This is a genomic window from Virgibacillus subterraneus (assembly GCF_900110695.1).
Taxonomy (GTDB): Bacteria; Bacillota; Bacilli; order Bacillales; family Amphibacillaceae; genus Lentibacillus; species Lentibacillus subterraneus.
In genome coordinates, this window is record NZ_FOEH01000001.1 from 968,637 (window position 1) to 981,914 (window position 13,278).

At 37.3% G+C, this 13,278-nt stretch carries 12 protein-coding genes; 9 read left to right on the plus strand and 3 right to left on the minus strand.

Annotated features, from left to right (window positions below; translation table 11 throughout):
• The first annotated feature begins 44 nt into the window (after positions 1 to 44).
• From BMY13_RS04525 to BMY13_RS04540, 4 genes are all read left to right on the plus strand, one after another.
• A complete protein-coding gene (locus BMY13_RS04525) occupies positions 45 to 1,031 on the plus strand; it encodes a Gfo/Idh/MocA family protein (RefSeq protein WP_342728378.1) in 987 nt (328 codons plus the stop codon).
• Positions 1,032 to 1,650: 619 nt separating this feature from the next.
• Positions 1,651 to 3,498: an asparagine synthase (glutamine-hydrolyzing) gene (gene asnB / locus BMY13_RS04530; protein ID WP_092502862.1), complete on the plus strand. Its 1,848-nt coding sequence runs from the start codon at positions 1,651 to 1,653 to the stop codon at positions 3,496 to 3,498.
• Positions 3,499 to 3,832: 334 nt separating this feature from the next.
• The gene (locus BMY13_RS04535) at positions 3,833 to 5,446 is read left to right on the plus strand and encodes an FMN-binding glutamate synthase family protein (RefSeq protein WP_092502864.1); all 1,614 of its coding nucleotides are present in this window, start codon (positions 3,833 to 3,835) and stop codon (positions 5,444 to 5,446) included.
• 147 nt (positions 5,447 to 5,593) lie between these two features.
• Positions 5,594 to 5,785 (plus strand): YwbE family protein, encoded by a 192-nt coding sequence (locus BMY13_RS04540; RefSeq protein WP_092491831.1) that lies wholly within the window; start codon positions 5,594 to 5,596, stop codon positions 5,783 to 5,785.
• A gap of 43 nt (positions 5,786 to 5,828) precedes the next feature.
• Here BMY13_RS04540 and BMY13_RS04545 read toward each other — a convergent pair whose 3' ends face one another.
• Complete coding sequence (locus tag BMY13_RS04545; RefSeq protein WP_092491832.1) at positions 5,829 to 6,614, minus strand: HAD family hydrolase; 786 nt, start codon at positions 6,612 to 6,614, stop codon at positions 5,829 to 5,831.
• Positions 6,615 to 6,906: 292 nt separating this feature from the next.
• Here BMY13_RS04545 and BMY13_RS04550 point away from each other — a divergent pair, with 292 nt between their 5' ends.
• The 3 genes from BMY13_RS04550 (at position 6,907) to BMY13_RS04560 (ending at position 9,321) form a co-directional block, all read left to right on the plus strand.
• A complete protein-coding gene (locus tag BMY13_RS04550) occupies positions 6,907 to 7,110 on the plus strand; it encodes an alpha/beta-type small acid-soluble spore protein (RefSeq protein WP_092491833.1) in 204 nt (67 codons plus the stop codon).
• Between the two features lie 283 nt (positions 7,111 to 7,393).
• The gene (locus BMY13_RS04555) at positions 7,394 to 7,519 is read left to right on the plus strand and encodes an anti-repressor SinI family protein (protein WP_092502866.1); all 126 of its coding nucleotides are present in this window, start codon (positions 7,394 to 7,396) and stop codon (positions 7,517 to 7,519) included.
• Positions 7,520 to 7,767: 248 nt separating this feature from the next.
• Positions 7,768 to 9,321, plus strand: coding sequence for a Na+/H+ antiporter NhaC family protein (locus tag BMY13_RS04560; protein ID WP_092502868.1), 1,554 nt, complete (start codon positions 7,768 to 7,770; stop codon positions 9,319 to 9,321).
• Positions 9,322 to 9,658: 337 nt separating this feature from the next.
• On the opposite strand, the gene BMY13_RS04565 is transcribed toward BMY13_RS04560, so the two are convergent.
• Positions 9,659 to 11,356 (minus strand): M3 family oligoendopeptidase, encoded by a 1,698-nt coding sequence (locus BMY13_RS04565; RefSeq protein ID WP_092502870.1) that lies wholly within the window; start codon positions 11,354 to 11,356, stop codon positions 9,659 to 9,661.
• A 270-nt stretch (positions 11,357 to 11,626) separates the two neighbouring features.
• Between BMY13_RS04565 and BMY13_RS04570 the strand changes: the two genes are divergently transcribed.
• Positions 11,627 to 11,854, plus strand: coding sequence for a DUF2164 domain-containing protein (locus tag BMY13_RS04570; RefSeq protein WP_092502872.1), 228 nt, complete (start codon positions 11,627 to 11,629; stop codon positions 11,852 to 11,854).
• A 93-nt stretch (positions 11,855 to 11,947) separates the two neighbouring features.
• Positions 11,948 to 12,226 carry a hypothetical protein gene (locus BMY13_RS04575; RefSeq protein WP_092502874.1) on the plus strand — a complete coding sequence of 93 codons (279 nt, stop codon included), beginning with the start codon at positions 11,948 to 11,950 and terminating at the stop codon, positions 12,224 to 12,226.
• Between the two features lie 68 nt (positions 12,227 to 12,294).
• Here BMY13_RS04575 and BMY13_RS04580 read toward each other — a convergent pair whose 3' ends face one another.
• A complete protein-coding gene (locus BMY13_RS04580; protein WP_092502876.1) occupies positions 12,295 to 13,221 on the minus strand; it encodes a DUF6612 family protein in 927 nt (308 codons plus the stop codon).
• Between the last annotated feature and the right edge of the window lie 57 nt (positions 13,222 to 13,278).

Consider the following 13,278-nt stretch of genomic DNA (forward strand, 5'->3'; position numbering starts at 1 on the left):
ATCACTGGTGTTGGGCAGTATTTATATTCAAAAGGAAGGATGAGATGATGAGATTCGGTACAATCGGTACAGGATGGATTACGGATGCATTTATAGATGCGTCTAAAAGTTCCGAAAATTTTAGGCATAATGCTGTTTATTCCAGGACTTCTGAAAAGGCGAATATGTTTGCTGACAAACATAATGTAAAAAACGTTTTTACAGACATCGAACAAATGGCAAAAAGCAGGGAGTTGGACTGTGTTTATATTGCATCCCCAAATTCGATGCATATTGAACATGCTATTACAGTTTTAAAGCAAAAAAAACATGTTGTATGTGAGAAGCCAATTTTTTCAAATACGGAAGAGTGGAAAAAGGCCCATCAAATAGCTGAAGAAAATAATGTTTATTTATTTGAGGCAATGCGCAATATACATTCACCTAACTTTAAAAGTTTGAAGGATAATGTTGATAAAATCGGAAATGTTCGCAGTATGTCGTTGCATCTTATTCAGTACTCTTCCCGTTATGATAAGTATTTGCAGGGAGGAAATCCAAATATCTTTACAGCGGAATTTTCTGGTGGAGCACTTGTTGATCTCGGTGTTTATCCTTTATCTGTGGCAATAGCTTTGTTTGGACAGCCTGAAAATATTTCATACTTTCCGGTTAAATTAAAGAGTGGTGTCGACGGCAATGGCACATTAGTTTTAACGTATTCTGATTTCACTTGTACGATTCTATGTTCAAAGATATCCAATTCCTTTAATTCATGTGAGATTCAAGGTGAGCAAGGGACACTAATTTTCGATGATGCTGGGGAGATAAATAACCCGCGTCTTTTTAAAACACCATCAAAAGAACGAGTAACTTTAAATTCTGTAAATCAAGACAATAACATGGTGTTTGAGATTGACCATTTTGCCAGAATTATAGAAACTGGAAATGATAAGGCATATAAGGAACTGAAAGAATTGAGTTTCAATGTACTTTCTGTAACTGAAGAAGCACGTATACAAACTGGGATTGTATTTGCTTCTGAAAAATAAAACGAGAGATTGACTGGCTATGTGAAGCCGGGACAAAAGTGATCTGGTCAAAGTAAAATCCGAACTATGATTCAAAATTCTTGAAATAGAATTAGAATAAGTTCGGATTTATTTTTCTTGCTAATTAGATATAAACTGCGACACAGTAAAAATTTTCTTTTGCACCACTCCGGTACCAATGCAACATCTGCTCAAGCTAGCACTTTCGCAGTCTTACTAGCCATGGGCTCTCTCATCAGGGTTATGAGAACCCGGACGCTATTCAAATAGCGTGAAACGTGTCTTCATCAGGGTTATGAGAACGCGAACACTGTTTAAATAGTGAGAAACGGTCACTCATATCGAAGTTATGATTCCGGTTGAGTATTTTTCCATGTTACTTCACAGTTTATATCAACTACGCAATAGATCCAACCATTGAAAATAACCTTTCTAAAAATTCTAGCCTGTTATTATCCATCTATAAGGTGGAAAGTTTTAGTTATGTCCCTGGCTCTTTCTTTTTTTCACTATCATTATTTAAGGTTGTTTGTCATATACTCATAAGTTGTATCTGGAATACTTATTATGTCACCTGCATATACTATTCTGTTGATATTCTGTGAGAGGATGAAGTGAATTGTGCGGGATTACTGGATTGGTGAATTGGAATAATAGCGCCTGGAACGAGCGACCTGCATTGGCAAAAATGACAGATACATTGACTTTGCGTGGCCCGGACGATACACAAGTTTGGGTGGATAAACATGCTGCGTTTGGTCACAAAAGACTTGCTGTTATTGACATTGAAGGTGGAAAACAGCCAATGCATAAGAAGAAAGATGGATGTACTTATACGCTTGTGTATAATGGTGAGTTATATAATACGGAAGAATTACGAAAAGAGTTACGAAACAGAGGTTATAATTTCTATACAACATCAGATACAGAAGTGCTGCTTACAGCTTATATTGAATGGAAAGAAAATTGTGTTGATTTCTTAAACGGAATTTATGCTTTTGGGGTGTGGGATGAGGAGAGAGAACAGTTATTTATGTCACGAGATAGACTTGGTGTTAAGCCGTTGTTTTTCTATGAAGGTTCAGGACGTTTACTTTTTGGGTCTGAACTAAAAGCAATATTGGCGCATTCAGATATGAAGACGGCAGTTGATCGTGATGGTTTGGCTGAGGTATTTGGCTTAGGTCCATCGAGAACACCAGGACATGGAATATTTAAAGGAATTGATGAATTACGGGCGGGTCATTCTTTGATTTTTTCTAAAAACGGGTTAAAAGTTTGGCGATACTGGAATGTAGAAAGCAATCCACATCATGATTCAATAGAGGAAACATCTGAAATAGTGCGGGAGTTATTTGTTGATGCTGTTCAGCGTCAGCTAGTTGCTGATGTGCCAGTCTCAACGTTTCTATCAGGCGGCTTAGATTCAAGTGCAATAACTGCTATTGCATCTGACTATTTTAAAGCAAACCACAGAGGTCAGCTGGCTACTTTTTCGGTAGATTATGAAGGTAACGATCAGTACTTTGAGTCTAGCAAATTTCAGCCTTCTAGTGATCGACCATGGATTGAAAAGATGGTTAAACACTTTTCAACCAATCATCATGATGAAGTGATGACTGGTTATGAATTAGCGAGTTTGCTAAAGGAATCGGTTGATTTACGTGACCAACCAGGAATGGCTGATATTGATTCGTCTCTGTTATGGTTTAGCAGGCGTATTAAAGAGCATACAACAGTGAGCTTATCCGGAGAATGTGCAGATGAAATTTTTGGTGGATATCCTTGGTTTCATGACCCCACAGCCTCATCAGACGATGGTTTTCCTTGGATGAGATCCCTGGATGAAAGAATAGATTTGCTTCACTCAGATTGGCAAACAAAACTAAATCTTAAAGACTATGTATATAATCGTTATAAAGAGACGATTGATGAGACACCAAGACTTGATGGGGAAAATGCGGAGAACGCAAGGCGCAGGGAACTATTTTATTTAAATATACATTGGTTTATGGCGCAATTGCTGGATCGTAAGGATCGGATGAGTATGGGTGCCAGTCTGGAAGTTAGGGTTCCATTTGCCGATCATAATTTAGTAGAATATGTTTGGAATATACCATGGGAAATGAAGAATTTACATGGCAGGGAGAAAGGTATTTTACGAAAGGCTATGGAAGGAATCCTGCCGGACGATATATTGTATCGGAAGAAGAGCCCATATCCAAAAACATTTCAACCAGAATACACTAGAAAAGTGGTTAGCTGGATGAATGAAATTCTAGCAGATTCCGGTTCGCCGCTATTTGAATTTATAGATCGAAAAAAAGTAGAAGCAATTGTCATGAGTGAAGGGAAAGAATTCAAAGAGCCATGGTACGGACAATTAATGAAAGGTCCGCAGCTTATTGCACACTTGTGTCAGATTAATTATTGGTTGATTAAATATAATGTAACTGTACGGGATTAATATCATTAGAACTAAATAGTAACTTGCCAAGTCAATTCGGCTATTGGCAAGTTTTATTAGCAATTAAATCAATTTCTTAATTAAAAAATAAAGCAGTAAATACAAACTATAGTTCGTAAAATAGATCGGATAAATGATGAATATAAGTATTTATGAAATTGACTCAGTTAAAAAAGTAATTACTTTCTTATTGCATAAATACAACTAAGGCTATCGCCATTATAGTATTGCGAAAGCCAAATTTTCGAAGTTTTTCAATGTTTAATCTGGATAATTTTTGTCACTACTATACATCCTAACTTTATAATCACTTAATTAGAGGTGGAATTGTAGGATGAATATAGCAAATGTCATGACAATTATTGGCTTTGTGGTTGTCATTCTTATTTTAATTATAGTAGTAGTGACAGGTATTTATTTATATAACGTTGATCAGACCCAAAAGCAGCACCCGGTTCTCCGTAACTATCCTTTATTGGGGAGAGCTCGGTATTTTTTTGAGAGTATAGGACCTGAGTTACGGCAGTATTTTTTCAATAATGATAATGAAGGAAAGCCCTTTTCACGTAATGATTTCCAGCACATTGTGAGAAAAGCAAAGTATAAACGTGACGTTTTTGGCTTCGGATCACAGCGTGATTTTGAAGCAGAAGGGTATTATATACGGAATTCGATGTTTCCAAAGCTCACTAAGGAATTAAAAATGGATCAAAAAACAAAAGCAAAAACGAATCGTTACTTACTGATTAAGGAACCCATGTTTGCACAAAGAGTGGAGAAGTTAGAGGAACATGAATCTTCCGTGTATCTGCTTGATGAAAAAGATACGATTGTTATAGGTGGGCAATGTAAATATCCATTTAAAGTAAGAGGTCAAATAGGTATGTCAGCAATGAGCTATGGTTCATTAGGCGAAAGGGCAATTACTGCACTCTCTGAAGGTTTGGGTATGGCAAAAGGTACGTGGATGAATACCGGGGAAGGAGGGGTTTCGGATTACCATTTAAAAGGTGGCGTTGACCTTATCATGCAAATTGGCCCCGGTATGTTTGGTGTAAGAGACCGTGAAGGCAACTTCAATTGGGATGAGTTACTTGAGAAAAGTAAGATTCCAGAATTAAAGGCTTTTGAAGTAAAACTGGCACAAGGCGCTAAGACACGTGGTGGACATGTTGATGCTGAAAAAGTTAATGAAGAAATTGCCAGAATTCGTATGGTTGAGCCATTCAAGTCTATTGACAGTCCAAATCGATTTCCTGAATATAGTGATATGCCCTCGTTATTTAATTTCATTGATCGGATCAGAGAACATACAGGGCTCCCTGTTGGAATGAAAATTGTAATTGGAAGCCACATTGAAGCAGATGAATTAGCAAAACAAATTAGAGATACGGGAAAAGGGCCAGATTTTATAACAGTAGATGGTGGTGAGGGGGGAACGGGTGCATCTTATCAAGAACTAACAGATAGTGTAGGTTTACCAATAAGATCTGCATTGCCTCTAGTTGATAACGCGTTGAAAAAATATGGCGTTCGTAATACTGTAAAAATTATTGCTGCAGGAAAGTTAATCTCACCGGACAAAGTTGCAATAGCGCTTGCTATGGGGGCGGATCTTGTGAATATTGCACGTGGCTTTATGATAACTGTTGGCTGTATTCAAACGCTACAATGTGCATCGAATATGTGTCCTGTTGGGGTGGCAACTACTGACCCTGATATGCAAAAAGCCCTAGTAATTAATGAAAAAAAACATCGTACAGCCAACTATGTAATTACAATGCGAAAGGGCCTTTTCAGGGTTGCTGCCGCATCAGGGCTAGATTCACCAGTCCATTTCAAGCGTGAACATGTTGTTTATAAAGATGAAAAAGGTAAAACCTGGTCAATGGATGATATTTACCAAACGATGATTGAAAAAGGTGGAGAAGGTTCCGCAAATGCCTAATGTCAGCCTCTATTTGTATTTCATTCTGGAAGTCAAGCTCATAGGACCGGTAAGCAAGGAAAGACCTTTAAGATTAGTATGTATATATTTTTGACTTATTTTGATAAACTACTCTAGGAGGAAGTTTAAAAGGAAAGGACTAATTATATGACAATTGATGGCAGGCATCGGAAGAATATTTATCCAGGGTTAGAGGTAGAAGTTATTTTAAAAAAAGATCAGCGGAGTGGTGTACGTACAGCTGGTGTTGTAAAGGATCTCTTGACTAATTCGAGCTATCATCCACACGGAATCAAAGTACGGCTGGAGGATGGACAGGTTGGACGTGTTTGCTCATAAATAATGGCAGGATTGGGGTTGAAGACCAATCCTGCCATTTCATTTAAACGGTTAAACCTAACTTTTTTAGTCCATTAACTATTCCATCATCTGAGACAGTGGTTGTTTTATCCTTGGCATAATGGAATAGTTCTTTAGGAGCGTTTCCCATTGCAAAACCTTCTCCAACAGCTTGAAGCATTTCTTTATCATTCATACCATCGCCAAAAGCTATCGCTTGTTCACGTGGAATATCCAGCAGATCAAGCACCTTATCAACAGCAATTCCTTTGTTAACGTTTTTGCGAATAATATCATAGCAATGCTCGACACCAGGTACATGAACTGGAGATAAATGAATATTAGCTCCCAATTCATATAGGGCAGGCTGTGATGGGGATAAATTCATTAATGTTGCACCTAATATTTGATCTTTATGCTCCCCATTGTAGAGCTCGCTTTTTTTCATTTGAAATGTATCAATAAAATGGGTGACAAGTGGCCGTGTTAGTGTCGTGTAGTAACTCGTATCCCTTGTGTATAATACCAGTTCATGATCATTTTTTTTAGCTATATCCAAAAATTGTTCTACGGTGTTCTTATCCATTGGTTCATTTACAACTGTCTTATCACGATAGACTGCAAATGCACCATTATACCCGATGTAGGAGTGGATATCGAGTTCTTTTGCTAAATCGTCAATTTCATGTAACGGACGACCTGTAGCGAGAAACACTTCAACACCCTGTTCTTTAACTTTCGCTATAGCATTTTTTGTGGATTCAGTATACGTGTGATCTGGTTTTAAGATAGTACCATCAATATCGAGAAATAATATCTTGTATGTCATATAGATCTCCTTGTGTATTTATTTGCAGTTAATATAGGCTTGGCAATGCAATAAGCCATATTTTCTTAATATATATCGTATTTTAACACAGGCTGGAATTATTGTGTGTAAATATGTTTAACTTCCATCACTAGGGTTAGAGTGCTTTACTATACCGTATTTCATAAAAGAAGTGTATAAATTATGGCTAATGCAATATTTAACAGGGGTAAAATTACGTAGTCATCAGAAAATAACACTGAACAGGTTAGGTCTTATTACTGTTCAAAAACCCACGAGGAGTGATTCAGTTATGGCAGGTAACAATAATCGTAATGATTTGTTAGTGCCTGGTGCGGATAATGCAATGAATCGCATGAAAGAGGAAATTGCAAGTGAGTTTGGTGTTCAGACTGGTGCTGACACAACTGCACGCGAAAACGGATCAGTGGGCGGCGAAATGGTTAAACGAATGATCAAAATCGCTGAATCAAGCATGTCTGATACAAATAAGTAGCGTTTGTATTAGTGATGCGGGAAGTCATCCTAACTGTAAGTCAGTTAGGGTGGCTTTGTTTAGCCAGAAAGTATAAATCCTTTCTTACTAAGTGCAACTAAGACAAGTGTTTTGTCGATAAGCCAAGTTTTTACCTACCGTTAAAATTTAATAAGTATACTTAGGTATACTTACATATTTCAATTTTTTTTTGTATGGTTATAATATACACTTTTTGAGTATGGTATAGGAATATATAACCAGATTTGAATTTACATAAACATGATTACATGGGGGGAATTAAATGAATGATCAGTTTATGATTGCGCTTGATGAGGAATGGGTTGCGTTAGTGCAGGAGGCCAAGGCAGCGGGTTTAAGAATTGAAGAAATTAGAGAGTTTTTACGGGAAGATCATGGTGAAGAATAATTTTTTTTACATTTATCGTTCTATTTAAAGAACAAGTTAAATGGAAACGAACCTGTCATTAGTGGGTTCGTTTTGTTTTGTGAAATAAAAGAAACTAGCCCTGGTATAAAAGTATTTAAAAGTAATCTGAATTTTTTTAAATCAATTTGCAGGACTTTTTTAGTATAATAAAGAAATATTAATGTATAAGTATTAATATGTTTTAGGAGGTAGTACTTTAAATAAATAATTGAAAGGAGCATGAGAGTATGGAGTTTGGAATACTATCGTTATTGCCCCCAGTTATTGCGATCTTGCTGGCGTTAGTAACCCGGAACGTTATACCTGCGTTATTTGCTGGTGTCTGGCTGGGTGCAACGATGATGCATGATTGGAATCCACTAATGGGATTGTATGCAAGTTTTGGTGATTTTATCATACCAAACGTGGGGAGCGAATGGAGTGCAACAGTTTTAATTTATTGTGGACTATTTGGGGTGTTAATTGCATTCCTGCAAAAAACAGGAGGTGCTAACGCTATAGCACATGCAATCTCTAAAAAGGTGAAAACGCCAAGGGGTGCACAAAGTTCAACTTTCTTATTCGGTATTATTATTTTCTTTGAAGACTATTTTAACGCACTTACGGTTGGAAGTGTTATGCGCTCGGTAACGGATAAAATGCGTGTATCAAGAGAAAAACTTGCATATATTGTTGATTCTACCTCTGCACCAATGTGTCTATTAGCACCTGTATCGACATGGGTTGTTTTTGTTATGGGGCTTATTGGTGCACAGTTTGTGGAGCTTGGTATGACAGGATCAGAGTATATGACATATATTTTCACGATACCGTTTAACTTTTATTCAATCCTGGCATTGGCTCTTGTTGCAATTATTGTCTTTATGAAATGGGATTATGGTCCAATGGCTAAAGCTGAATATCGTGCACGTACAACTGGAGAAGTCATTCGTAAGGGTGCCGAGCCCCCATCAGATGATCAAATGAAAGATGTTGAAATTGCTGAAGGTCATACACCTAAAATGCGAAATATGATTGTTCCGATTGTAGTGCTTATTGGTCTCATTCCACCATTATTTTTATGGACAGGTGGGTTTCCAGAAAAAGATTTTGTTGCGGCAGTTGGTGAAGCTGACGGTGGGAAATCAATATTAATTGCTGCCTTTTCAGCTGGAATAGTTGCTCTTGTTATGGGCATGCAGCAAAAGCTGTTTTCATTTAAAGAAGCTATGTCTATTTATGTAAGTGGTTTTAGGAGTATGATGCTCGTATATATTATTTTAACATTGGCATGGTCGATTGGAAGTGTAACATCTGAACTGGGAACAGCAGCATATATTGTTGACTTTGCGGAACAGACTGCTTCGCCAGCGATAATCCCGGTATTACTGTTCATTATTGGTGCAATTGTTGCTTTTACAACAGGCACTTCGTATGGAACATTTGCTATCATGGTTCCAATAGCAATGCCGATTGCTGATTCAATGGACATATCAATGTACCTGGCAATTGCTGCAGTACTTAGTGGCGGAATCTTTGGTGATCATTGTTCGCCGATTTCCGATACTACTATCTTGTCTTCAGCAGGGTCTGCAAGTGACCATATTGATCACGTAAATACCCAGATCCCATATGCGATAACAGCAGGAATTTCTGGTATAGTCTCATTCCTGGTTGCGGGTATATCAGGTTCTGCAGTTCTCTCTATTATTATAGGTGTTATCACGCTAGTTATATTGGCCTTCATTTTAAACAGGGTATGGGGACAGAAAATACCGAATGAATCGAATTTAGCTGCTTAAAAATGAATACTCTTTTCGTAAGTTTTTAATTTTCGCAATTGATATTAACTGCAAGTGAAAAAATACTTGAGTGTGCTATTGCACCGCTTCGGAAATACACTAGCGCGCACCTTAGAGCGGCTGGCAAGCTTCCTCGTGCTACGCAGTGCGGGATCTCGCCGAAGCCTTTCATACTGCATAAGTGCAATTTTGCTATCACCAAAATGATTGGTAAATGCCAGGTTCTCTAAGAATATAGTCATAATGAAAGCAAAAAGAGTAACTGCTTATGTTGACAGTTACTCTTTATTAGTTTTGGAACACTCACTACGGTGCTGGGCAGGCATTTCGCTTTTGTTTACAATGATTTATCATCTACTGAATACAACCAATTTTTAATTGAGTCAACGATCGATTCAACGGTTCCTTCTTCAAATGGTGAGCGGAGATTAGCGGCTTCGACAAGACCCAGGAACGATTTTGTTCCACCTAATTTACATAAGTTTAGATAGTCGCTCCAGGCATTATCGTTTTCATCTAGTGATCGTTTCCAGAATTGAAATGCGCACATTTGAGCCAAAGTGTAGTCGATATAATAAAATGGAGCTTCGTAAATATGACCTTGACGCTGCCAGAAACTCCCTGCTTCCAAATAAGCATTGCCATCATAGTCGCGATGGGGCAGGTAAATTTCTTCAAGTTTTCTCCATGCTTGTTTACGTTCATCTGGAGTCCAATCTGGGTTCTCATAAACTAAATGCTGAAATTCATCAACTGCAACACCATATGGGAGGAACTGTAAACCTTCTGATAAGTGAACGTACTTATATTTTTCAGTATCTTCCTTAAAAAATAGCTCCATCCATGGCCATGTGAAGAATTCCATACTCATCGAATGAATTTCTGCTGATTCATATGTCGGCATTAAGTACTCTGGAATTCCTATGTTACGACTGGAATAAAATTGAAATGCATGTCCTGCTTCATGTGTTAAAACATCGACATCACCTGAGGTACCGTTAAAGTTCGCGAAAATGAATGGTGATTGATAATCTTCGATGAATGTACAGTACCCACCAGCCTCTTTGCCTTTTTTTGCTTCAAGATCCATAAGGTTTCGATCAAGCATATATTGGAAGAATTCTTTCGTTTCCTGTGAAAGTTCTTCGTACATCTTTTTCCCGTTTTCAATAATCCATTCGGGTGTCCCTTTTGGTGTTGCATTTCCTGTTTGGAATCTGAAGTTTTCATCATAAAACTTGAGTGAATTAAGACCAATTCTCTCTGCTTGTTTTTCGTAAAGTTTAGTAGCAAGGGGAACGATTGATTCGCGGACTTGTTTTCGAAAAATATCAACCATATCAGCGTTGTAATCGATACGCAGCATTCTTACGTAACCAAGCTCGACGAAATTTTTGTAACCTAATGTTGTTGCGATTTTATGCCGTGTTTTAACAAGCTGGTCGTATATGTCATCAAATTCCTTTGCATGCCCGGCAAAGAAACCTGCACTTGCTTCAACAGCTTCTTTTCGAACTAATCGGTCCTTACTTTCGGTAAATGGTGAAAGCTGTGCCAATGTATATGTCTCTCCCTGAAACTCAACCTCGGCCGAAGCGACCAGTTTTGAGTACTGGGATGATAACCTGTTTTCTTTTTGTAGCAGTTTAATAACTTCAGGTGAAAAAGACTTAATTTGGTAGTCAGCAATTTGAAATAATTGCTTGCCCCATTTTTTCTCCAGTTCATCACGAAAAGATGATTTTACCAGTTCTTTGTAAAATAACGTGTCCAGTTCTTGTATTTCTGGTTCGATCTCGTCGAAAAAATCCCGTTCTTTCTGATAGTAATCATCATTTGTATCAATCGATGCACGAATATAAACTAGGTTAGAGAGTGTTGACAACCGGTTGCGGAATTCATTTATTTTCGTGATAGCTTCATTTTGCTGATCAATTGATTTTGCTTTTATGAAATTTTCTATTAGTGCGTTGAACGTCTTCTTTTCCTGCTGCATGTCAGGTCGTTCATATGTATAACTTTCAAAAGACAGCATGGTATACCTCCTTGTTATAATTATCGTATTCGACATTTTTCGGCGAAATCCTTTTTTAGCAGTTAAGAAATTATAAATACTTTCTTACTGCTAAGTGTACTTTAACATTCCGCTGCTAAGGCTTGCACTCCAAAGTATATGGGGTTCCAGGAAAGTAAAATACGCTTTCATATCGATCGCTTTAAAGATATCAAATTTTTTAAAGAAGGTAAAAGTTATCTGTTAATATGTGATATACTATCTTTCTAAAATGATTCGGAGGTTTTTTGCATGAAGCCAAAATTTGAACTAACAAAAGAGAAGAAAGCAGGAATTGTGGAGTCAATCAAAAGATATTTTTCGGAGGAGCGTGATGAAGAAATAGGAGACCTTGCTGCAATGTTAATGCTGGAATTTTTTATGGAAGAGATTGGTCCAGTATTTTATAATTTGGGTGTTGAAGACAGTCATGCATATGTTGATGAGAAATTGGATGATCTCTTTGGGATTATGAAATGAATATAATTCTGAAATATATGATAACTTAATTGACTTAATGAAAGTTCCTAGATAGACTGAATTATAATAGCAGAATAATGATGAGGTGATATTATGTTTGTTACCACTGTGATTATTGCACTTGTACTAACAGTTGCACTGATGATTTTAAACATTATCCTGAGTAAGGTATCATCCCAAGACAGGTATATCATGTATATGCCAGGGGTTGTGTTGTTCGCAACAGGATTACTCTTATTCATGATTGCAACTATGGCTGGAAAAATTGAAATTACTGGGTTAGGTCTTGGAGGATGGGGGATAGCATGTTTGTTCGCTTCAGCAATTCAATTTACTGTTACATCAATAGTTGACACAAGCACGCATTCCTGAGTACAGCATCAAAGCAATAATAAAATCGGCTTTGGGATAACTTAACATCCCAAAGCCGATTTTTCACTTCATTGGCTGAACGATACAGCGGAATCCGCGATTTCTTTAGGAACCGTGATATTATCGTGCTCGTTAAATTCGCTTATAGTATATTTAGCATTATGATACGTTTCAACTTCTCCTATTTCTCCTGAGGTTGTTGATTCGTATTCTAATGTGTAGCCCACCATATAAAATGAATCTTTATCGATTTTTATTTCATATGTTCCACTGACATTCATATTATCATAATGTTCTTTTAAAATGCCTTCCTGCGCTGCAATCCCAGCACCCAATACGGTCGTTTTATATTCCTCATCTGTACCTGTGAATGTTAAAATAAACTGGTTACCATTTTCAGTTACTTCAAATGCATTACTAAAATTGACGTATTCAGTTAATTGGTCAGCCTGCAACGTGGTAAACAGATTTCCATAGTCTGAACTAGCAGGCATCTTCATCCATTGATCTTGATCTGGTGAATTTACATACATTCCGTCTGTTATTTTGTAGAGTTCGACAACTCCACCGGAATTCGTATTACTTGTTGTCGATGCTTTCATATACATATTGGATTGGTCAGCTAAGCTAATTTCCATTGTCAGTTCAGTTGTTGCTTTTTCACTTTGCCCATTAATAGTACTGTCATCTGTAAATTCTCCTTTTACTAGATAACTGGACACCTCCTGCATTGCTTCTGCTGATTTTTGAAAAATTTTCTTGGCATCAGAACCAATAAGATTACCGCTTTCGCTTGATTCTTCAGCTTCTTCAGGTTCCTCTTCTTTTGTACTTTCTTCAGTGTTCTCATCACTTGTATCTGATGTTTCTTCATTTGTTGGTTCTTCTTCTGCGACAGCATCTTTTTCCGTTTCATCTTGATCGGCATTTTCGCTGCCGCATGCGGCAAGTGCCAACACACTAATTAGAAATAATAAAGCAATTAATTTCCTCATAAGCCACCTCTTTTAGGGTTATTATCAAACATTAGCATACGAAACAAGCTGTTGTAA

Coding starts and splice junctions, on each gene's coding strand:
- BMY13_RS04555 (WP_092502866.1), top strand. CDS start 7,394: ATGAATGATCAGTTTATGATTGCGCTTGATGAGGAATGGGTTGCGTTA.
- BMY13_RS04525 (WP_342728378.1), top strand. CDS start 45: ATGATGAGATTCGGTACAATCGGTACAGGATGGATTACGGATGCATTT.
- BMY13_RS04565 (WP_092502870.1), bottom strand. CDS start 11,356: ATGCTGTCTTTTGAAAGTTATACATATGAACGACCTGACATGCAGCAG.
- BMY13_RS04545 (WP_092491832.1), bottom strand. CDS start 6,614: ATGACATACAAGATATTATTTCTCGATATTGATGGTACTATCTTAAAA.
- BMY13_RS04560 (WP_092502868.1), top strand. CDS start 7,768: ATGGAGTTTGGAATACTATCGTTATTGCCCCCAGTTATTGCGATCTTG.
- BMY13_RS04550 (WP_092491833.1), top strand. CDS start 6,907: ATGGCAGGTAACAATAATCGTAATGATTTGTTAGTGCCTGGTGCGGAT.
- BMY13_RS04580 (WP_092502876.1), bottom strand. CDS start 13,221: ATGAGGAAATTAATTGCTTTATTATTTCTAATTAGTGTGTTGGCACTT.
- BMY13_RS04535 (WP_092502864.1), top strand. CDS start 3,833: ATGAATATAGCAAATGTCATGACAATTATTGGCTTTGTGGTTGTCATT.
- BMY13_RS04570 (WP_092502872.1), top strand. CDS start 11,627: ATGAAGCCAAAATTTGAACTAACAAAAGAGAAGAAAGCAGGAATTGTG.
- BMY13_RS04540 (WP_092491831.1), top strand. CDS start 5,594: ATGACAATTGATGGCAGGCATCGGAAGAATATTTATCCAGGGTTAGAG.
- BMY13_RS04575 (WP_092502874.1), top strand. CDS start 11,948: ATGTTTGTTACCACTGTGATTATTGCACTTGTACTAACAGTTGCACTG.